This window comes from Mesorhizobium sp. M0618 (genome assembly GCF_040320765.1).
In the GTDB taxonomy this organism is placed as follows: domain Bacteria; phylum Pseudomonadota; class Alphaproteobacteria; order Rhizobiales; family Rhizobiaceae; genus Mesorhizobium.
In genome coordinates, this window is record NZ_JAMYQH010000023.1 from 1 (window position 1) to 21,057 (window position 21,057).

20 protein-coding genes are annotated in these 21,057 nt (G+C 62.4%); 9 read left to right on the plus strand and 11 right to left on the minus strand.

Going from position 1 to position 21,057, the window contains the following annotated elements:
- Positions 1-106: 106 nt before the first annotated feature.
- Positions 107-2,752 (minus strand): aminopeptidase N, encoded by a 2,646-nt coding sequence (gene pepN / locus NKJ04_RS22615; RefSeq protein WP_352677428.1) that lies wholly within the window; start codon positions 2,750-2,752, stop codon positions 107-109.
- A gap of 156 nt (positions 2,753-2,908) precedes the next feature.
- Between pepN and NKJ04_RS22620 the strand changes: the two genes are divergently transcribed.
- Positions 2,909-5,215: a xanthine dehydrogenase family protein molybdopterin-binding subunit gene (locus tag NKJ04_RS22620; RefSeq protein WP_352630798.1), complete on the plus strand. Its 2,307-nt coding sequence runs from the start codon at positions 2,909-2,911 to the stop codon at positions 5,213-5,215.
- Positions 5,212-6,189 carry a DMT family transporter gene (locus tag NKJ04_RS22625; protein WP_352677429.1) on the plus strand — a complete coding sequence of 326 codons (978 nt, stop codon included), beginning with the start codon at positions 5,212-5,214 and terminating at the stop codon, positions 6,187-6,189. Before NKJ04_RS22620 ends, NKJ04_RS22625 begins: the two co-directional genes overlap by 4 nt.
- Here the strand turns inward: NKJ04_RS22625 and NKJ04_RS22630 are convergent, their stop codons facing one another.
- A complete protein-coding gene (locus tag NKJ04_RS22630) occupies positions 6,190-7,002 on the minus strand; it encodes a helix-turn-helix domain-containing protein (RefSeq protein ID WP_352677430.1) in 813 nt (270 codons plus the stop codon).
- Positions 7,003-7,056: 54 nt separating this feature from the next.
- Positions 7,057-7,926, minus strand: a complete 870-nt coding sequence (locus NKJ04_RS22635; RefSeq protein ID WP_128303011.1) for a uracil-DNA glycosylase — start codon at positions 7,924-7,926, stop codon at positions 7,057-7,059.
- A gap of 352 nt (positions 7,927-8,278) precedes the next feature.
- Here NKJ04_RS22635 and NKJ04_RS22640 point away from each other — a divergent pair, with 352 nt between their 5' ends.
- Both NKJ04_RS22640 and NKJ04_RS22645 read left to right on the plus strand, forming a co-directional pair.
- Complete coding sequence (locus tag NKJ04_RS22640; protein ID WP_023812829.1) at positions 8,279-8,656, plus strand: hypothetical protein; 378 nt, start codon at positions 8,279-8,281, stop codon at positions 8,654-8,656.
- A 35-nt stretch (positions 8,657-8,691) separates the two neighbouring features.
- The gene (locus NKJ04_RS22645) at positions 8,692-8,853 is read left to right on the plus strand and encodes a hypothetical protein (RefSeq protein ID WP_155930594.1); all 162 of its coding nucleotides are present in this window, start codon (positions 8,692-8,694) and stop codon (positions 8,851-8,853) included.
- Positions 8,854-9,040: 187 nt separating this feature from the next.
- Here the strand turns inward: NKJ04_RS22645 and NKJ04_RS22650 are convergent, their stop codons facing one another.
- Entirely contained in the window at positions 9,041-9,685 is a 645-nt protein-coding gene (locus NKJ04_RS22650) for a hypothetical protein (RefSeq protein ID WP_023812832.1), read from the minus strand.
- A gap of 10 nt (positions 9,686-9,695) precedes the next feature.
- Between NKJ04_RS22650 and NKJ04_RS22655 the strand changes: the two genes are divergently transcribed.
- From NKJ04_RS22655 to NKJ04_RS22665, 3 genes are all read left to right on the plus strand, one after another.
- On the plus strand, positions 9,696-9,842 hold the full coding sequence (locus NKJ04_RS22655; protein ID WP_155930595.1) for a hypothetical protein: 147 nt from the start codon (positions 9,696-9,698) through the stop codon (positions 9,840-9,842).
- Positions 9,843-9,905: 63 nt separating this feature from the next.
- Positions 9,906-11,585 (plus strand): electron transfer flavoprotein-ubiquinone oxidoreductase, encoded by a 1,680-nt coding sequence (locus NKJ04_RS22660; RefSeq protein WP_023812833.1) that lies wholly within the window; start codon positions 9,906-9,908, stop codon positions 11,583-11,585.
- Positions 11,586-11,714: 129 nt separating this feature from the next.
- A complete protein-coding gene (locus NKJ04_RS22665) occupies positions 11,715-12,314 on the plus strand; it encodes a DUF922 domain-containing protein (protein ID WP_352677431.1) in 600 nt (199 codons plus the stop codon).
- 4 nt (positions 12,315-12,318) lie between these two features.
- Here NKJ04_RS22665 and NKJ04_RS22670 read toward each other — a convergent pair whose 3' ends face one another.
- The 5 genes from NKJ04_RS22670 to NKJ04_RS22690 form a co-directional block, all read right to left on the minus strand.
- On the minus strand, positions 12,319-13,365 hold the full coding sequence (locus tag NKJ04_RS22670) for an endonuclease/exonuclease/phosphatase family protein (protein ID WP_352550640.1): 1,047 nt from the start codon (positions 13,363-13,365) through the stop codon (positions 12,319-12,321).
- 70 nt (positions 13,366-13,435) lie between these two features.
- Positions 13,436-14,899, minus strand: a complete 1,464-nt coding sequence (locus NKJ04_RS22675; protein WP_245486076.1) for an AMP nucleosidase — start codon at positions 14,897-14,899, stop codon at positions 13,436-13,438.
- 116 nt (positions 14,900-15,015) lie between these two features.
- Entirely contained in the window at positions 15,016-15,210 is a 195-nt protein-coding gene (locus tag NKJ04_RS22680) for a hypothetical protein (protein ID WP_127292634.1), read from the minus strand.
- Positions 15,207-15,407, minus strand: a complete 201-nt coding sequence (locus NKJ04_RS22685) for a hypothetical protein (protein ID WP_352677432.1) — start codon at positions 15,405-15,407, stop codon at positions 15,207-15,209. The genes NKJ04_RS22680 and NKJ04_RS22685 overlap by 4 nt, the downstream gene beginning before the upstream one ends.
- Before the next feature lie 225 nt (positions 15,408-15,632).
- A complete protein-coding gene (locus tag NKJ04_RS22690) occupies positions 15,633-15,974 on the minus strand; it encodes a DUF2147 domain-containing protein (protein WP_352550637.1) in 342 nt (113 codons plus the stop codon).
- A 449-nt stretch (positions 15,975-16,423) separates the two neighbouring features.
- Between NKJ04_RS22690 and NKJ04_RS22695 the strand changes: the two genes are divergently transcribed.
- The gene (locus NKJ04_RS22695) at positions 16,424-16,690 is read left to right on the plus strand and encodes an SEL1-like repeat protein (RefSeq protein ID WP_352550635.1); all 267 of its coding nucleotides are present in this window, start codon (positions 16,424-16,426) and stop codon (positions 16,688-16,690) included.
- 390 nt (positions 16,691-17,080) lie between these two features.
- The gene (locus NKJ04_RS22700) at positions 17,081-18,202 is read left to right on the plus strand and encodes an ABC transporter substrate-binding protein (RefSeq protein WP_352677433.1); all 1,122 of its coding nucleotides are present in this window, start codon (positions 17,081-17,083) and stop codon (positions 18,200-18,202) included.
- Positions 18,203-18,292: 90 nt separating this feature from the next.
- On the opposite strand, the gene NKJ04_RS22705 is transcribed toward NKJ04_RS22700, so the two are convergent.
- Positions 18,293-20,275, minus strand: coding sequence for an acetyl/propionyl/methylcrotonyl-CoA carboxylase subunit alpha (locus NKJ04_RS22705; RefSeq protein WP_352677434.1), 1,983 nt, complete (start codon positions 20,273-20,275; stop codon positions 18,293-18,295).
- 280 nt (positions 20,276-20,555) lie between these two features.
- Positions 20,556-20,924 (minus strand): hypothetical protein, encoded by a 369-nt coding sequence (locus tag NKJ04_RS22710; RefSeq protein ID WP_128303017.1) that lies wholly within the window; start codon positions 20,922-20,924, stop codon positions 20,556-20,558.
- Between the last annotated feature and the right edge of the window lie 133 nt (positions 20,925-21,057).

The following is a 21,057-nucleotide window of genomic DNA, read 5'->3' on the forward strand; positions in this document are numbered from 1 at the left end:
GAACTGACCGCTCGGCTTCGTCGTCATCGCAAGATCCCCGTTTCAAAAACAGGGAATCACATCCACACAATTTTGCAACAGGCCCACAAGGGGGAGATCGCTCTCCCTACGCCAGCGTTCGCTCGACAATATCCCGCAGATCCGCCGACAGGTTTTCGGCGCCGGCGATCGACAGCAGCGCTTCCCTGGCCTTGGCTTGCCGCAAAGGTTCGAGCGAACGCCACGATCTGAGCGCCGTCGCCAGCCTTGCCGCCACTTGCGGGTTGCGCTTTTCAACCTCGAGCACAGTCTGAGCAAAGAACCAGTAGCCTTCGCCGTCAGCACGATGGAAGCCGGTCTGGTTGGCGCTGGAGAAGGTGCCGATCAGCGAGCGAACTCGATTCGGATTGCCCATCGAGAAGGCCGGGTGGTTGGTCAGGGCCTTCACGGTGTCGACGGTTTGCGGCCCCGGAACGCTGGCCTGGATCTGGAACCATTTGTCCATGACCAGCGGGTCGGACCCATAGGTCGTCTCGAAAGCCGCCAGCGCCTCGACCCCCTCGGGCGAACCGTGGTGACGATGCGCGAGCACGGCAAGTGCTGCCGCGCGGTCGGTCATGTTGGTCGCCGACTGGAAATGCCCGGCGGCGAGTGCTGCTCCACCAGGTTGCAGCGACAGACAATCCAGCAAGGTGTTGCGCAAGGCGCGTCGTCCGGCGCTCGCCGCGTCGGGGCTGAACGCTTCTCTGTCGGCAAGGCTGCGGTAGAGGCCCGAAAAAACGTCCCGGTTCGCAGTGCCGATCGCCAACGCCAATGCCTCGCGAGCCGCATAGATGGCATCGGGGTCGATGTTCCTGCCGATGTCGCGGGCGATGTCGGCTTCGCCGGGCAATGCCAGCGCCAGTGCTCGATAGGCCGGCTCCAGCGTCTCGTCACCGGCGATGCTGCCGGCGAGTTCGATCAGCCGCGGTGCAAAGGCCGGCTGCTTGCCGCCGAGGACCTCGCGGAAGGCTGATATCAGTGCATCGGTCAGCAATGTGTTGAAGGCCTGCCAGCGCGAGAAGGCGTCGCTGTCATGGCGGGCGAGAAAGAACTGGTCGTCGGCTTTCTGCTCGACGGACAATGTCACCGGCGCCGAAAAGCCGCGGTTGAGCGACACGGCCGGGCGCTCGGTGACGCCTGAAAACCGCACCATGTGGCGGCGCTTGCGGATATGGATGACGCCGTCCTCGACGCTGGCGCCTTCGACGCCGCTATACGGCACAGGCTTGCCGCCGGCGCCGATCAGGCCGAAAGCCAGCGGGATGTGCATCAGCCGCTTGCGGCTTTCGGACGGTGTCGGCGGCACCGACTGCTCGATTTCGAGCGTGAATTCTTGCGCGGCCGGATTGTGCGTCGAACTGATCGTCAGGTTCGGCGTGCCTGCCTGATGATACCAGAGCGCGAACTGCGACAGGTCGCGGCCGGACGCATCCTCGAACACCTTGATGAAATCCTCGATCGTCGCCGCGTCACCGTCGTGTCGCTCGAAATAGAGGTCCATGCCGGCGCGAAAGACGTCGGCACCGAGAATTGTGCGGATCATGCGCACCACTTCGGAGCCCTTCTCGTAGACCGTCGCCGTGTAGAAATTGTTGATTTCGCGGTAGCGGCGCGGCCGCACCGGATGCGCCAGCGGACCTTGGTCCTCGGGAAACTGGTGGGCGCGCAAGGTGCGCACTTCGGCGATGCGCTTGACCGCGCGCGAACGCTGGTCGGCAGAGAATTCGTGATCGCGGAAAACCGTCAGGCCTTCCTTCAGGCAGAGCTGGAACCAGTCGCGGCAAGTGATTCTGTTGCCTGTCCAATTGTGGAAATACTCATGCGCGATGATCGCCTCGATATTGGCGAAATCGGCGTCCGTCGCGGTCTCCCGGTCGGCCAGCACATATTTGTCGTTGAAGATGTTAAGGCCCTTGTTCTCCATCGCGCCCATGTTGAAGTCGGACACGGCGACGATGTTGAAGACGTCGAGATCGTATTCGCGGCCGAACGCCTCCTCGTCCCATTTCATCGACCGCTTCAGAGCATCCATCGCGTAGCCGGCCAGGTTCTCCTTGCCGGGCTCGACATAGATGCCGAGTTCGATCGTGCGGCCCGATTGCGTGACGAAACTGTCCGCAAGCTGGCCGAGATTGCCGGCCACCAGCGCGAACAAATAGGACGGCTTGGGGAAAGGGTCGTGCCACACTGCATAGTGCCAGCCGTCGCCGAGGTCGCCCCTGTCGACCGGGTTGCCGTTGGACAGGAGCAGCGGCGCTTCGTCACGTATTGCCTCTATGCGCACCGTGTAGACGGACAGGATGTCGGGACGATCGAGGAAATAGGTGATGCGGCGAAAGCCCTCGGCTTCGCATTGCGTGCAGTAGACATGGCTCGAGCGGTAGAGGCCCATCAGGGCTTCGTTGCCGGCCGGCGCCACCTCGGTCTCTATGAGCAACTGGAAGCGACGCGCCGCCGGCGGCTTGAGGATGGTCAGTTGATCGGGCGTCGCCAGCAGATCCGCCGGCTTTACCTTGTTGCCGTCGATCTCTATGCGCTTGAGGGTCAGCCCGTCGCCGTCGAGCACCAGCGGTGCCGACACGGAGACGTCGTCACGACGCTCTATCGTGAGCACGGCGGTGACACGCGTTGCGTCTGGCGAAAGGCGGAAGGTAAGGTCGGTTTTCGGAATGAGGTAGTCGTTGGGGCGATAGTCTTCGAGTTTGAAGACCTGGCCGGTGTCCGTGCGCATTCCGTGGGTTTTCCTGTCGATTGCGTTGGCGGCGGATTGTGTCCGCTGGTCCAAGAAATTTGAAGTCCGCGCTCTTTACACGAAACCGCCCCTCGACAAAACTGAGGCAATGCCTATTTCAGGCGTTCCTTCTCCTGTCATCATCACGAGGCATCCATGACCGTCGTCACACCGAAATTCGGCATGGGCGCATCCGTGCTGCGGCGCGAGGATGCCGCCTTCATCCAGGGCCAGGGCCGCTATACCGACGACATCCAGCCGGCTGGCGTCCTGCATGGCTATGTCCTGCGCTCGCCGGTCGCCAAGGCCAGCTTCACCATCGGTTCGACCGAGGCGGCGAAGGCGGCACCTGGCGTCCATCTGGTGCTGACCGGCAAGGATCTTGCCCATCTCGGCGATCTGAAATCCGGCGTCATGCAGGAACAGCCGGACGGCACCAAGGCTCCGACGCGCGACATCCCGATCCTGTGCCGCGACCGCGTCAACTATGTCGGCGATGCCGTTGCCTTCGTCGTCGCCGACAGCCGAGCCTTGGCGCAGGATGCCGCCGAACTGATCGATGTCGACTATGACGGCGAAGACGCGGCCTCGGGGACGGCAAATGCACTTGCCGAAGGCACGCCGCTGGTCTGGCCGGAGCTTGGTTCCAACCGCGCCTTCAGCTACCACATGGGCGACAAGAAAAAGACCGAAGCGGCTTTCGCCAAGGCCGCCCATGTCACCCGCATCGAGTTCGTCAACAACCGGCTGGTGTGCAACTACATGGAGCCGCGCTCCGCGATCGGCGAATGGAACGTCGAGGAGAAGCGCTTCGTGCTGACCACCGGGTCGCAAGGCGTGCACTCCATGCAGTATATCCTGGCCAGCGTGTTCAAGATCAAGAAAGACCAGCTGCGCGTCATCACGCCTGATGTCGGCGGTGGTTTCGGGCCGAAGAGCTTCGTCTACCGCGAATATCCGCTGGTGCTGGAAGCGGCAAAGCGGCTTGGCCGCCCGGTGAAATGGGCCGGCGACCGCACGGAACACTTCCTGACCGACGCGCAAGGGCGCGACAATTTCGTCACGGCCGAAATGGCGCTGGACAAGGACGGCCGCTTTCTCGGCATGAAGGTGGACCTGCTCGCCAACATCGGCGCCTATATCTCGCAATACGGTCCGTTCATCCCCTATATCGGCGTCACCATGTCGACCGGTGTCTATGATATCCAGGCGCTCGACGTCTCGGTGACCGGCCTCTACACCAACACCTGCCCGGTCGATGCCTATCGCGGTGCCGGCCGACCGGAAGCAGCCTTCCTGCTGGAAAAGCTGGTCGATGCCTGCGCCCACGATCTCGGCCTGCCTGTCGAGGAGATCCGCCGCCGCAACTTCATCCGGCCGGAGCAATTTCCCTACCGGACGCAAACCGGCCGCCTCTACGACACCGGTGAATTCGAAGGCCATATGGAGCGCGCCATCGAGCAATCCGAATGGAAAGCGTTTCCGGAGCGGCTGGCGCAATCGAAGGCCGGCGGAAAAATCCGCGGCCTCGGCATGGCGACCTATATCGAGGCCTGTGCCTTTCCGGGCTCCGAACCAGCCTTCGTTGAACTCAATGGCGATGGCACGGTGACGCTGAAGATCGGCACCCAGACCAACGGGCAGGGACACGCCACCGCCTATGCGCAGTTCCTGTCGGAAAAGCTCAATCTCGACATCGACAAGATTCATGTCCGCCAGGGCGATACCGATGAGCTGAAGGCCGGCGGCGGCACCGGCGGCTCGCGCTCCATTCCGCTGGGAGGTGTATCGGCTTCCCGCGCGGGCGAGGATCTGGCCAACAAGATCAAGCGCATCGCAGCCGACGAACTGGAGGCTTCTGCCGGCGACATCGAATTGTCCGACGGTGTCGCCCGCATCGTCGGCACCGATCGCTCGCTCGATTTTTCCGCTATCGCCAAGGCCGCCAAGACGCCGGACGATCTCAAGGGCTTTGGCGAGTTCGTGCAGGACGAATGCACCTATCCCAACGGCACCCATATCTGCGAGATCGAGATCGATCCCGACACCGGCGCGACCGAGATCGTCCGCTACACCATCGTCGACGATTTCGGCGTCACCGTGAACCCGATCCTGCTCGCCGGCCAGGTGCATGGCGGCGTCGTGCAAGGTATCGGCCAGGCACTGACCGAAGACACTATCTATGGCGAGGATGGACAGCTTTTGACGGCGAGCTTCATGGATTACGCCATGCCGCGCGCCGACAATTTCCCGTTCTTCCATTTCGAGACCCGCAACGTGCCTTCGACCACCAATGCACTCGGCATCAAAGGCGCGGGCGAGGCCGGCACCATCGGCTCGACCCCGGCGGCACTCAATGCGGTGACCGACGCGCTCTGGCGCGCTTATGGCGTCAAGCACATCGACATGCCGGCAACGCCCGCGCGTATCTGGGCGACGATCCGAGAAGCGTCGGGAGCGTGACAGCAGGCCCCGGCAGCCCCCCGGCCACAGCCAGCGATGATGCCGGCGGGCACGACACGCTTACCGGCATCATGCTCAAGATCGTGTCGGTGGCGGTCTTCGTCGGCATGCAGACCTGCATCAAAGCCGCAGGCACGGTTCCGGCCGGCCAGATTGTCTTCTTCCGCTCTTTCTTCGCCATCTTCCCGATCATCGCCTTCCTGGCTTTCAGGAAAGAACTCGGCACTGCCTTCACCACCAGGCGTCCGTTCAACCACATCGCCCGCGGCCTGGTCGGCGTCTGCGCCATGGGGCTCGGCTTTTTTGCGTTGACCCGACTGCCGCTGCCGGAAGCGATCACGCTGAACTACGCGCAGCCGCTGCTGGTGGTGGTGTTCAGCTCCATCTTCCTCGGCGAGGCCATCCGTGTCTATCGCTGGAGTGCGGTCGCGGTCGGCCTGGTCGGCGTGCTGATCATCTCCTGGCCGGAACTGACGCTGCTGAGTTCAGACGAGGCGCTCGACGACCAGGAAGTGCTCGGCGTCATGGCCGCTCTTGTCGCGGCGGCGATCTCGGCCGTCGCCATGCTCTTGGTGCGCAATCTCGTGCAAAGCGAGCGCACAGCGACCATCGTGCTGTGGTTTTCGGTGACGGCGAGCGTCATGTCGCTGCTGTCGCTGCCATTCGGCTGGCAGGCGCTGACGCCGCTCCAGGCAGCTCTCCTTGTTGCCGCCGGCTTCTGCGGCGGCCTCGGCCAGATCCTGATGACGGCGGCCTATCGCCATGCCGAGGCCTCGGTGGTGGCGCCGTTCGAATACACCTCGATGATCCTCGGCGTCGTCGTCGGCTATCTCGTCTTCGGCGACGTCGCCACGCTCCATATGCTTGTCGGCGGCCTGATCGTCGTCGCCGCCGGCATCTTCATCATCTGGCGCGAACGCCAGCTTGGCCTGGAGCGCACCCGCATGCGCAAGGCATCTTTGCCTGAGGGGTGATTACGACAGCTCGGCCCGCTCCTTCGCCAACCGAACCAGCACCGTCCTTGTCTGCTCGTCGGCGGGGAAAAACGATTCGATCGCCAGTTCCGAAAGCGTCACGTCGAGCGGCGTGCCGAACACCGTAATGGTGCTGATGAATGATAGCACTTGATCGCCATGCGCCAGCCTGAGCGGATGCACGATGGCATTCGGCTCGACCGGCGACGGCCGGCTGCCTCTCAGGCCGGACGGATAAGTCCTCAGCTCACGCTCGAGTTCGATCAGCACCGCATCGCCGCTCGCGTCATTCTGGTGTTTCAGGCGCTCGAGCAGATGCGTTCGCCATTCCTGAAGGTTGACGATGCGCGGTGCGATGCCGCCGGGATGCAGGCTGAGGCGAAGCACGTTGACCGGCGGCGTCAGCAGCGAAGCCTCGCTGACATCGGCAAGGAAGGGGGCAATGGCGGCATTGGCCGAGACCAGGTTCCAATGGCGGTCGACGGCGAGTGCCGGGAACGGCTCGTGGCCTTTGAGGACGATCTCGACGGCCGCCATCGCCGGCGCCAGCGTCGTGTCGGTCAGCGAGCGTTCGCCGAAGCTCGGCGCAAAACCGGCGGCGAGCAGCAATTGATTGCGTTGCCTCAGCGGTATCGACAATTGCTCGGCCAGATGCAGCACCATGTCGCGCGAGGGCGCGGCGCGGCCGCTTTCGACGAAGCTCAGATGTCGCTGCGAGATCTCGGCCTCCATCGCGAGGTCGAGCTGCGACATGCGGCGGCGCGTGCGCCACTCGCGAATGAGGCTGCCGGCGGAGGTTTGGGCTGTTGTCATGAGTGAATGACTAGGCCGGAGAGGCGTGCATTTCAATTACCTGCGAGGTTATCGCTAGGTGAGCGCGCGCAGCTTCGCCTTGACTTCGAGGAAATCCCGCCACGCCAGCTTCTTGTGCGACGGGGTTCGCAGGAGATAGGCCGGATGCAGCGTCGGCATGGCCGGGATGGCGATGCCGGACGCCGTCGTGTGGGCGCGCCAGTTGCCGCGCAGCCGCAATATGCCTTCCGAGGTGTTGAGCAAGGTCTTGGCTGACGGGCCGCCAAGGTTGATCAGCACCTTCGGATTGACCAGTTCGATCTGCCGCTCGATGAAGGGCCGGCAGATCTCGGTTTCGTGCGGCGTCGGCGTGCGATTGCCCGGCGGCCGCCAGGGAATGACATTGGCGATATAGACTGAAGTACGGTCGAGCCCGATCGCCGCCAGCATGCGGTCGAGCAGCCGGCCCGATCGGCCGACGAAGGGCAGGCCCTCGATGTCCTCGTCGCGGCCGGGTGCCTCGCCGACCAGCATGACGGCGGCTTCCGGGTTGCCGTCGGCGAACACCAGGTTCTTGGCGGTGGCCTTGAGATTGCAGCCGTCGAACGCCGCCATGTGCTGGCGAAGCTCGTCAAGCGTTGTTGCCGTCGTTGCCAATTGGCGGGCAAGTGCTGCCTGATTTTCGTCGGGAACCGTGGCCGACGGTGCGCGCAAAACAGGTGGCGCATTTGGCCTGTCGCCCCCTTCGGGGCGATTTGTCGAACGCGGCTGTGCGGCGGTGCCGCCCGCAGGCGCCGCGGTCGGCGCGCGCTCCGCCGGCTTTGGCGCAACCTCGGCAAACCGGTTCACCGGCTGGTCTTCAAGCGCCTCGTCGACGCCCGCGCTGGCATAAAAGGCCAGCAGGTCGGCAATATCAGGTCTGTTGTTTGGGGAAGCAGCAGTCATGGATTCACATTCGTCCGCGTGGCGGCAATTTGCAAGGCTGGCCTCTTGCTCCACCCCGTCGGTATGCGCGGATCCTGCACCAGATAGAAGGTCCATCTGGGCGTATAGTCGGTCATCAGGAAGGCGTGCACTTTTATCCCACGTGTCCATGCATCAAGAGTGGACCCGGAATGCGCACCTTCACCGAATGTATGCGTTCCAAACATGAGTCGAACAACGGAATTGTTGGACAGCGGTCAAAGGAAATAGTGCACTCTCACCGCATACTTGGGCGGCGCGCTGGTGGCAGGCTGAGATTCGGAGTAAAAGACAAGTGTGCGGGTGTCTGCACTTACACAGATCGGATATTGTAATGGCAACGGAGAAAATCGACAAACCAGAGGATTTCATAAATTCCTTTTCATTCCACGATGTTAGTTTGGACCGAATAAATATCGATTTCGATAGTCAGACTGCGAAGCTGGTTACACCGGATATGAATTGGAATTACGAAGGCAGCTGTGGATATGTTAAGAGACCGTGCAGCTTAATATTTGGAGGGGCAACCGCGTATTTCATAGACGTTATTGATTTGGAAGGAGTAAGAATAGGAGACATGAGCACAAATCTCATAGGCGAATTGATTTTGGCAAATATTAATCTTAATCTTGGGGGCGGCAGCTCTGGCCGGGGGCGAGGTCGTGGCAGTATTAGTTTTATGTTTAAAACTCTTGAAATAGCCGACATGTAATACCCGCCCCTACCGCCACGGGCGTCTCTCAGCGAATGGATCGGAATCACACCCTCCGGCCCGCGCCTTCCAATGTGCTGGCCACGCGTCTGTCGAGCGGTAGCGCCGAGATCGAGGTGCAGCCGAATTTCGAAGCGGTGTCCTACGTGATCAGCGATCTGACCGTCGTCACGCGGCTGCAGGGGATTCGGGGCTGATCGACCTCAACGCCGCTGACCAACCTGCTTGCCCAGCGTTTCGCCTCGCTTGGCGTTGATCCGGAGACGGCCAACTAGTTGGCGATCACAGTCGAATATTCCCGCAGCGGCGCCCGCATCTTTGCCGCAGCCGGGAGCGCAGGGAGCCACCGTTCGCGTGCCGGCATCGCTTAGATATCGGCATATTTCACCCCGTCGGTATGCGCGGATCCTGCACCAGATAGAAGGTCCAGCGCGGCGTGTAGTCGGTCATCAGGAATTCGAACCTGGCGGTTTTCAACGGGTCGACCTTGCCATTCCGGAACAGCAGCCGGTCATAGGGTTCGAAATCGCGATCGAAATCGGCGAAATTGCTCGACAAAATATTGTCCGGCGTCTTGTTGCGCTGGTCGAAGGAAAGCCCGTCGCCGAACACGCTCGGCCGATTCAGGATCTCCTGCAATTCGAACTGGAATTCGACCCAGGCCTGGCCGCTGTTGTTGAGCACCTCGATGCGCATATACATCATGCCGTTGGCGAATTCGCCGGCCTTGCCGAAGGCCTGGATCGGCTTTGTCGTGCGGATCGTCAGCGTCACCGGCGTTGACGAATTCAGCTCTTCGGTGATGACGAACGGATCGTCCTTCGTCCCGATGCCCGAGGCGCCGGTGATGCGAAAGCCGCCAAGCTCGTCGGAGAAGGAGTAGGCGCCTGCCGCCCAGACCTTCACTTCGTCGGCGGCAGCGTGATGCGGCGCCAGCATCAGAAGGGCCAAAAGGAGCGCCCGGCGGATCCGGCCGGGCGGGAAAAGAAAGCGCGTCGATGAAAAGCCGGCTGGCCCAGGAATGCGCATGGCGTGAAGTATGGCCGATAAGCAAGCCGTCGAACAATTAAAAACGCGCGCTTCGCAGGCAATGCCGGGCGAAAAGCAGTCTTCCAGCCTCGCAATGCGCGACTTTTTGGCCAAAACGGCTTTGTCACGTATGCGCCGGTTTCCTGTCGTCAATTGATGCGCTATGCAGCGCGGGAGCCAGCAAGATACCCGAATGGGATAAGCCAGTGCGGAGGGGTTGATGAGCGACATCGAACGCGAAAGCATGGAATTCGACGTGGTTATCGTCGGCGCCGGACCGGCGGGCCTCGCCGCTGCCATCCGCCTCAAGCAGGTCAATCCCGAGCTTTCGGTCGTCGTCCTGGAGAAGGGCGGTGAGGTCGGCGCCCATATCCTCTCCGGCGCCGTTGTCGATCCGATCGGCATCGACCGGCTCTTGCCGGGCTGGCGCGATGAGGACGGCCATCCCTTCAAGACGCCGGTCACATCAGACCATTTCCTGGTCCTTGGTCCTGCCGGCTCGTTTCGCCTGCCCAACATGCTGATGCCGCCGCTGATGAACAATCACGGCAACTACATCGTCTCGCTCGGCAATGTCTGCCGCTGGCTGGCGACCAAGGCCGAGGCGCTCGGCGTCGAGATCTATCCGGGCTTTGCCGCTGTCGGCCTGCTCTACAATGAGCAAGGCGCCGTCACCGGCGTCGTCACCGGCGACATGGGCATCGAGAAGGACGGAACGCACGGTCCGGGTTTCGCACCCGGCATGGCGCTGATGGGCAAATATGTGCTGATCGGGGAGGGCGCTCGCGGCTCGCTCGCCAAGCAGCTGATCGCCAGATACAAGCTTTCCGATGGCCGCGAACCGGGCAAATATGGCATCGGCCTGAAGGAACTCTGGCAGGTCAAGCCGGAGAACCACCGGCCGGGCTTGGTCCAGCATTCCTTCGGCTGGCCGCTTGACTTGAAGACCGGCGGCGGCTCGTTCCTCTACCACCTCGAGGACAATCAGGTGGCGGTCGGCTTCGTCCTCCACCTCAATTACAAGAACCCCTATCTGTCGCCGTTCGAGGAATTCCAGCGCTTCAAGACCCATCCGGCGATCAGCGGGACTTTCGACGGCGCCAAGCGCCTCGGCTATGGCGCGCGCGCCATCACCGAGGGCGGCTGGCAGTCGGTGCCGAAACTCTCCTTCCCCGGTGGTGCGCTGATGGGATGTGCGGCGGGCTTCGTCAACGTGCCGCGCATCAAGGGTTCGCACAATGCCGTGCTGTCCGGCATGCTGGCGGCCGAGCATGTCGCAGAGGCGATCGGTGCCGGGCGCGCCAACGACGAACTCGCTTCCTACGAGGAAGCCTGGCGCGCGACCGACATCGGCAAGGATTTGAAGAAGGTGCGCAACGTCAAGCCGCTGTGGTCGCGCTTCGGCACCATCGTCGGTGTCGGCCTCGGCGGCCTCGACATGTGGCTGAACACGCTGTTCGGTGTCTCGCCCTTCGGCACGCTGAAGCATGGTAAGGCCGACTATGCGACGCTCGAGCCTGCCGCCCAGCACAAGAAGATCGCCTATCCGAAGCCCGATGGCGTGCTGACCTTCGACAGGCTGTCCTCGGTGTTCCTGTCCAACACCAATCACGAGGAAAACGAGCCGGTCCACCTGCTTGTAGGCGACATGGAACTGCAGAAGCGGTCCGAGCACGATGTCTTTGCGGGCCCCTCGACGCGCTACTGTCCGGCCGGGGTTTACGAGTGGGTCGACAAGGATGGCAATGCCGCCGCCGATCCCACGGCCAAGGATGTGCGCTTCGTCATCAACGCGCAGAACTGCGTCCACTGCAAGACATGCGACATCAAGGACCCGAACCAGAACATCAACTGGGTGCCGCCGCAAGGCGGAGAAGGCCCGGTCTACCAGGGCATGTAGGCCCGCGCCGGCCACAGCGTGCAAAGACCCCGACGACGGCTCGGGGTCTCCCGTGGCATGTGAAACATTAGGACTGTTGAAACTGCCGCACGCTTATGGTTCCATTCCTTGACGATAAGGAGATGGCCAATGCGCCTGGCGGTTCTGGCATGCCTTGTGGCGATCGGTGCGCTGTTCGGTTTGGCTTCGGCGGCCCCGGCCGGCACCAGGGTGGTGGTCAAGACGCGGACCTACGACATCACCGGGAACACGGGGCTGGCGCTGATGCAGGCTATGGACCGCAAGGGGCCGAAGCACGGCTTCATGACGCATGCCATCGCGCTGACCGGCTACGCAGTGGACTGGGACCTTGACACCAGCCAGGACAATGGCGTTTGCCGCTTGCGGCGTGCCAACGGCACGCTCAATCTCTTCTATACGTTTCCGCGTGTCGCCTCGGCCACCACTCCGACGCTCCGGAAGCGCTGGACGCGGTTCTTCGCCGGCGTCCGCGCCCATGAGGAAACCCATGGCCGCATCGCCAGGGAGATGATGCGGGCCACGGAAAGATCGATCTCCGGCCTCAGGATTGCCGACGACCGGTTCTGCTACAAGACACGTCGCGAGGCACAGCGACGTATCAAGGCCACCAATGCCGCATATGAGGCCAAGCAGCTCGCTTTCGATGCGCGCGAGCATCGCGATGGCGGCCATGTCCAGCATCTCGTCATCGCTTTGGTCAGGCCCTGATCCTTCAGCCTGGCGTCTTGCCGGTCTGGCTTATGGCCGCGGTCGCGGTTTCATGTTCGTCGAGCGGCTTTTGCTGGTTCAGCCTGAGTGAGAACTCCACCATGACCGGGAGGTGATCCGACCCCGTGTCCTCCAGCCGTGTCGCGGAATGGATGGTCACGCCGCCCTTGCTGAAAACCTGGTCGATCGGCAGGCCGGCGAAGCGCCGCAGCAAGTCCGGCAGCTTGATGTGGATCCAGGTCGGGCCGGCGGACGGCATCACGGTCAGCCCGCCAAGCGCCGCGACCCGCCGCACGGCGGCACTCCACGGCGCGGCATTGCAGTCGCCCGCCATGATGGCCGTCTCGCCGAGCGCGGAAAGCGGCTCCGTCAACTCGCCGATCTGCCAGTACTGCTCGCGTGGCCACGGCCAACTGAGATGGATCGCGGCGACATCGACGTCGATGCCGCCGAAGTCGACGGTCGCTGTCGCCATGGCGCCGCGCCTTTCGCAACGCGCCTCGGTGTCGGCGGCAAAGGGCCGCCGCGAGAGCAGCGCGACGCCGAATATGCCGTTGGGATAAGGACAGAGGATCCGGTATGGATAGGCGCTGCTGATATAGCCAAGCTCGGTCGCCCACATCGCCGATACCTCGTCCAGGGTGATCACGTCGGGATTGGTCCGGCCGATCAGCGACAGCACCTTCTTCGGCGTCGGATTGTCGTAGCGCAGGTTCATCTGCAGCAGCTTGTAGATCGCGCGGTCTTCGTTCTTGGCTTCATAGGCGGCCTGAACCGGCCACAGGCGGGAGAAGGACAGCGACCCGGAAGTGGTGGCGAAGGCCGCCACGGCAAAAAGCAGTGCCACGGCCGCCTGCAGGCGAAATGTCGTGGCCAGCAGCGGCAGTGCGCAAAGCGCCATCAGCACGGCAAGGTGGACGCGGAAATGCGAGAAGGAATCGAAGGCGGGATGCAGCGTTCCGAAAAACCCGGCCACCAGCGCGATCGAACAGGCCAGCATTGCCAGGAATGCAACCGAAATCAGCAATGTCCCGAAGCTCGCTCTCTCCATGCCGCCTGCTTATCGGCAGAAATGCGGCCCAATCAAGATGAGAAATGCCTACGCGATGCGTGGTATCGGCCTACTGGAACGCCGTTTCCGAAAAACTTCTGAGCTTGCGCGAATGCAACCGCTCCATCGGCATTTCCGCGAGCTTCTCCATCGCCCTGATGCCGATGGTCAGGTGCTGCGCCACCTGGCGCTTGTAGAATTCGGTCGCCATGCCGGGCAGCTTCAACTCGCCATGCAGCGGTTTGTCCGAAACGCACAGCAGCGTGCCGTAGGGAACGCGGAAGCGGAAGCCATTGGCGGCAATCGTCGCCGATTCCATGTCGAGTGCGATGGCGCGAGATTGCGACAGACGCTGGACCGGGCCACGCTGGTCGCGCAGTTCCCAGTTGCGATTGTCGATGGTGGCGACGGTGCCCGTGCGCATGATGCGCTTCAGGTCGTAGCCGGTAAGGCCGGTGACTTCGGCGACGGCTTCCTGCAACGCCACCTGGATCTCGGCCAGCGGGGGGATCGGCACCCAGACCGGAAGATCGTCGTCCAGCACATGGTCCTCGCGCACATAGGCATGCGCCAGCACATAGTCGCCCAGCGCTTGGGTGTTGCGCAGACCGGCACAGTGGCCGAGCATCACCCAGGCATGCGGCCTTAGCACCGCAATATGGTCGGTGATGGTCTTGGCGTTGGAAGGCCCGACGCCGATATTCACCATGGTGATGCCGCCATGTCCCGATTTCTTCAGGTGATAGGCCGGCATCTGCGGCAGGCGCGGCGGTGCAACGCCTTCGCTGGGCGCGCTTTGCCCGCTCTTGGTGATGACATTGCCCGGCTCGACGAACTCCGTGTATCCGCCGCCGCCATTGGCCATCAGGTCGCGGGCGCGGGCGACGAACTCGTCGATATAGAACTGATAATTGGTGAACAGTACGAAGTTCTGGAACTGCTGCGGCGTGGTCGCCGTATAGTGCGACAGCCGGTGCAGCGAATAATCGATGCGCTGCGCCGTGAAGGGCGCCAGAGGCCTCGGCTCGCCAAAGGCGACTTCGAAGGTGCCGTTGGCGATCTGGTCGTCGGTGCCATCGAGATCCGGCACGTCGAACAGGTCGCGGATCGGCCGCTTGATGCGCTCTGCCGTCGCGCCGTCGACATGGGTGCCTTCAAGGAAGGCGAAATGCAGCGGGATGGGTGTGGTCGATTCCGACACCGTGACCGCAACCCCATGATTGCGCATGATCAGGCGCAACTGCTCGACGAGGTAGCTTTCGAACAGGCCCGGCTGGGTGATGGTGGTGGAAAAATGCCCAGGCGTCGGCATATGGCCATAGGCCTGGCGCGAGTCGATCTGGGTGAATGAGTTGGTGGTGACGCCGATCTCCGGATAGAAGGCCCGGTAGCGCTTGCCATTGTCGCCACCTGCTGCCGCCAGCTCTGCGAAGGAGTCGCGCAGGAACTTGGTGTTGCGGTCGTAAAGCGCCTGCAGTGCCTTGACGGCTTTTTCGGCGCTATCAAAGCTTTGCCGGCCAAAAGGCTCCGGCATGACGACAGATTCGATGGCTTGTGGGTAGATTCGCTTTTCCATGGCTCAATATAGAGACTTGGATCGGCACTTGGGAGGGGTGTCGCGACCGAAGGCGGCCAAAGCGCCGTTTTTCTTCAACCGCGCTGCAGGCTGACTAGGAGCACAAAGCCGACGCCGGACTTCTTCAGGGCAGGTGCGTCGATCGTCGAGCCGGCATCGGAGCGCATCATCGGCACGGCCAGAACCGGAGCGGCCAGAACCGCCAGGATAAGCGCCGCCCGCGGCAGAAGCCGAAGGGTCTTGAGAGCGTTGGCGGCGATGCGGTTCATGGTGTTTCAGCTTTTCTTTTCGAGGTCTTGTTTCTTTGTTCAGTTGCGAAGATGGGTGGGCAGGCGAGGCGGCAGGTTCTGGAACTGGCTTCGTCCCAGGCGCGGGCCGGACGGCCCGCTTCGGCGACGAGGATGGCGAAGAACATTCCAAACAGGCTCACCAGCAGGCAGACGATGGTGAAGCGGCGAGCAAGCATTGGGTCGGTCTCCTTCAACACGCCGGAGAATGCCCTGATGCAACTGAACCGGCTCTGATGCCGGCGTTCATCTGCGGTTCAAGATGGTTGACGGGGCTTCGACGGCGCCGGCGTCGGTTTGGATAGCCGCCGGCGGGTATCGAGCATCACCGGCGCAGGATGTGTCGACAAAACGAAAACGGGGCCCGTCGGGGCCCCGTCATCATGTCGTAAGGGTGCGGTCGATCAGAGCTTATGCCAGGTCTGGCTCTTGCAGATCAGTCCGCCCAGCACGCAGCCGCTCATCTTGAGAGAGCTGCCCGACAATGTCGCCTTGCCCGAATAGGTCCTGTCGTTTGCCGGATCGGTGATGTTGCCGGCATATTTGTTGTCGCCCGTCGCCTTGAGCGAGCCGATGGTCTTGCCGGCATATTTCCCGGACCTGAGGGTGATGGAAAACGAGCCGCCGCCGGCGATGGCCGCGGTTTCGCCGGCCTGCGTCTTCCAATTGCCTTCGATCGGATCGGCCCATGCCGCACCCGCCACGATCAATGTGGCCGCAAGGGCCAGGCTCAGTTTTCGAAACATGTCTTCCTCCCTGTGGATGTCCGGCCGGATGCTCCGCCTCGCCGGTCTGCCGCTTACGCAAACGTAAGCTAATCCAGCTCCCGGCAAAACAAAAGCGGTGCCGTAGCGGAAGACTTTGGGATTTTGAAGCCGCCTGAAAGCGCCTCCTCGACGACGAAATGAAACGTTCGGCGCATCGCCTTTGTCTGCCGTGGTTAGCGAAGTCTTGCCTCCGCGTGAGAAAACTCTCGTCAAATTTGACGCAAGCAGGCTGAATTGCTGGGTTTGTATCCTTAACGATTTTCGGCGTTTACCTCTTGTTTTAGCTTTGTTTTCCTCAAATTAAGCACGCCATTTAACGACGGATTCAAGCCTGCACGGCATTCTCGAAAGCATCGGAAGAGCAGCCGGCAAGACGAAAGAAGGCAGCTCTCGGGAGCCTGACAGGGGCCGGAAAACAGGGGATTGAAATGGCACGTTTTGAAATGCTTGAAGCAGGTTTCGGCGCCATGGGAGCAACTGCCCAGGCCGACATCCTTTTCGAACTGGGCATGATGTATGCGACCGGCCGCGATTGCGAGACCGATGTCGTTGCCGCCCACAAATGGTTCAACATCGCCGCAATCAAGGGCTCGGCCCGCGCTGCCGAACTGCGCTCGGAAATGTCGGCCGCCATGTCGAAGGTCGAGATCGCCACGGCGCTGCGCGAAGCCCGCGAATGGATGACCATGCACTGAAATCTGCCGATCGCAGACAGGCTATCAACGACAGGGAAGCTCCGGGATCAAGACCGCACAGACGGCCAGACCCGGCGGAACGAAGGCCGCGCAAGACGGTCACGGTGTCAAGAAAGAGAACGCGGCAGGCCGCAAGGCCCAGTCGTGCGCGACACAGGGAAGCTGAGCGGGATTTTTAGGCGGGGGGCGCCTGGAGATTGCTCGACGGGCAAAAAAGCCACGACCAGCCGGAACAAGGCTGGCGTGGCTTTTTGCGTGGATGACGTCTCGCAGGCCCAATCGAGCGGCGCCAATGCGCCTAGACAGGCCGAATGAAGGATGAAATTGTCCGGCCTCTCTGGAAGAAGCGCGGCCGGGGCGGCCGCGCGTGAGTGGAGGAGTTCTACCATCATGAAAAAATTGAGTATTTTGAACGCAGCCATATTCGGCCTGATGATGAGCACGCCGGTCGCATTCGCCGACGACATCACCTTTGCGGTGATCGGCCCGATGACCGGACAGCTCGCCACAATCGGCGATCAGTTCAAGCAGGGCGCACAGGCCGCTGCCGACGCGATCAACGCCGCTGGCGGCATCAACGGGTCGATGATCAAGCTCGATATCGAAGACGACCAGTGCGACCCCAAACAGGCCGTTTCGGTTGCCAACCGCGTCGTCGCCGATGGCGTCAAGTTCATCGACGGCCATGCCTGCTCGGGTTCGAGCATTCCGGCCTCGGCCGTCTATGCCGAAGCCGGCGCGCTGATGATGAGCCCGGCTTCTTCCAACCCGGTGCTGACCGACGCGGCCGCCAAGGCCGGCTGGCCGACGATCATGCGCCTTTACACGCGTGACGATGCGCAGGGCGCCTTCATCGGCCCATGGATCGCCAAGAAGTTCGCCGGCAAGAATGTCGTCGTCCTGCACGACAAGAGCGCCTACGGACAGGGCGTGGCTGATGCCGTCAGGGCGACGATGAATGCCGGCGGCCTCAAGGAGGTCTACTATGACGGCATCAACGCTGGCGAGAAGGACTATTCGGCTCTCGTCACCAAGCTCAAGGACTTGAAAGCCGACGTCGTCTATTTCGGCGGCTACCATCCTGAAGCTGGCCTGATCCTGCGTCAATCGGCGGAACAGAACCTGAAGTTCCAGCTGATCATGCCGGACTCCATCGCCTCGCCGGAATTCTGGCAGGTTGCTGGCCCGGCTGGCGAGGGCACCATGTTCGTCTTCCCGTCGGATCCACAGGCAAAGCCGGAAGCCAAGGCAGCCGTCGAGAAGATCAAGGCCGGCGGCTTCGTGCCCGAGGGCTTCACGCTGTTCTCTTACGCCACCATCCAGGCTTTCGCCGAAGGCATCAAGCGTGCCGGCAGCGACGACCCGGCCAAGGTTGCCGAAGCGTTGAAGAACGGCACGCCGATCAGCACCGTTGTCGGTGATGTCACCTTCGACGAGAAGGGCGACCTCAAGAATGCCAGCTACGACATCAACCAGTGGCATGACGGCAAATACGCGCCGATCACGCAGTAATCGCCGACTTGGCGACCGAGTAGCGTAGAGAAATAGCCGGGTTCGTCCCGGCCATTTTCTTGTTTGCCCTGTCGTTGGCCTTCCGAACCGTCAGCTCACTGCTGTGGTCGCGGCGTTGTGCTCCTCGACGAACCGCACCAGCACCGTCCCGTCGGTCACCTGCGCGCCCTCGGTGGCGATCTCGGCGATCACGCCGTCATGCGGCGCGGCGATGGTGTGCTCCATCTTCATCGCCTCGAGGATCAGCAGCGGCTGGCCCTTGATCACCGTATCGCCCTTTCCCACGCGCACCAGCTTGACCAGTCCAGGCATCGGCGCACGCAGGCTGCCGGTGCTTGCCGCCGCCTCATCGGCCCGTGCCAACGGGTCCGGCACGGCGAAGGTGTAGCCAACGGCGCCTTCGAACACGGTGATGTGGCCTGGCCAGCGGGCGAGGCGTGGCGCGGCGCGAAAATCATGCGAATTGGTATCGTCATAGGGCTTGTCCAGCGCGACCTGGAAGCGCCCATCCGGCCGCACCGAAACCTTCGCCGCGATATCGTCTTCACCGAACTTCAGCCATGTGCGTCGCGCCACGCTGTGGAAATGGGCATAACCGGCAAGCGCCGCCCACGGGTCGTCGGATAGCGGCGTTGCCCCGGCGCCGGAGGCCGCGACTGCGGCCGCGGCTATGGTTTCTCCGCTTGGCGGCGCGACCTCGGTCAGCGCCGTCTGGTACCTGGCGATCAGGCTGGTGTCGACGTCGCCTGCGGCGAAATCCGGATCGGCGGCGAGAGCGGCAAGAAAGGCGGTGTTGACGGTCGAGCCGGCGATCTCGGTCCGGGATAGCGCCGCGCCAAGCGCTTCCAGAGCCGCCTGGCGGTCCGTGGCGTGGACGACCAGCTTGGCGATCATCGGATCGTAGTACGGCGAGATGGCGTCACCCGCCCGCACGCCGGTCTCGATGCGCATCGTGGCGCCTTGCGGGGCCGCGTCTGGAAATCTCAGATGATGCAGCGTGCCCGTTGCCGGCAGAAAACCTTTTGCCGCGTCCTCGGCATAGATGCGCGCCTCGAAGGCATGGCCGGTAAGCGCGATCTCGCTTTGCGTCTTGGGCAGCTTTTCGCCGCTGGCGACCCGCAACTGCCACTCGACCAGATCGGTGCCGGTCACCATTTCGGTGACCGGATGTTCGACCTGCAGGCGGGTGTTCATCTCCATGAACCAGAAGCGGTCGGCTTTCAGGCCCTGCGAGGCATCGACGATGAACTCGATGGTGCCGGCGCCTGAATAATTGATCTCCTTGGCGGCCTTCACCGCCGCATCCGTCATCGCCTTGCGCAAAGCCTCGGTCATGCCGGGCGCGGGCGATTCCTCGATCACCTTCTGGTGGCGGCGCTGCGCCGAGCAGTCGCGCTCGTAGAGGTGCACGGCGTTGCCGAAATTGTCGCCGAACACCTGCACTTCGATATGGCGCGGCTTGTCGACATATTTTTCGACCAGCACACGGTCGTCGCCGAACGCAGCTTTCGCCTCGCGCCGCGCGCTGGACAACGCCTCGGAAAACTCATCGGGATGCTCGACCCGGCGCATACCCTTGCCGCCGCCGCCAGCGCGTGCCTTGATCAGCACGGGATAGCCGATCTCGCGTGCCTTGGAGGCAAGTAGCACGATCTCCTGCGCCTCGCCATGGTAGCCCGGAACGACCGGAACGCCGGCTTTTTCCATCAGACGCTTGGCCGCGTCCTTCAGCCCCATGGCACGGATCGAGGCCGCCGACGGGCCGATGAAAATGAGCCCCGCCGCCGTCACCTGGTCGACGAAATCGGGATTTTCCGACAGGAAGCCGTAGCCGGGATGAATGGCTTGTGCGCCGGTAGCCAAGGCCGCGGCGATGATCTTGTCACCGCGCAGATAGCTTTCGCCGACGGGCGAGGGGCCGATATGCACCGCCTCGTCGGCCATCTCGACATGCAGGGATCTCGCGTCGGCATCCGAATAGACGGCGACAGTGCGCACACCCAGTTCCCGAGCCGTGCGGATGACACGACAGGCGATCTCGCCGCGATTGGCAATCAGGATCTTGGCAAACATGGAGCCTCCGCATGTAAGGCTCGGAGTCCATGGGAAGCAGGGCGCTTGAACACCCCTCTCTGTCCTGCCGGCCCCCGCAAGGAGGGAGATTGGCAGCTTTGCCCTCGCTGCGAACTTTCAATGTTGGAATTTGGCGAAAGCGATAGCGACAGTCGATCTCCCCCCATGCGGGGGAGATGTCCGGCAGGACAGAGGGGGGTACTGTCCAGCGAGCCATTCCAGCCCTCGGCGTAGACCTCTCCCTTACCAAGGGAGTGCTCTACCTTGCGGTCGGTAGTATCTATTTCGATGACGAAATTGCGCAGCCGCCACTCGCGGTCTTGAGCTTCCACCGTGTCAAGCCGGCCTGGCAATTGCGCAGCGCCGTCTCTTCCGCCGCCTTCTGGGACGGCGCGTTGAGCTTCGTCCCGCAGACAATGTAGAGGTCGACGACACGCGAATAAAAGGTTGTGGCGTAGGCCGAATGGCCGCTCGCCGCGACGTAGCCCTTGTAGGCAACGTTGCATTCGCCCGAACCCAAGGTCGGCGGAAAACGCACGTCTCCCTTGCGTCCCGCGAGCGATTCCGCCGAGCCGATGCCGGTCGATGTTAATATTAGAAATACAGAAAGTATCGAAGCAGCCGTTCCCTGGCAATATTTCAGTTTCATTTCCAGCCCGTCCCCATTGCCCCATGCTGGATAAGCAGTATCGAATATTTTGCCTCGCCGCCAGTTCACTGTTTGAGATTCGAAGCCGCCTATGCTGATGAATCGGTTGGTCCATACAGTTCAGCCTTTTCGC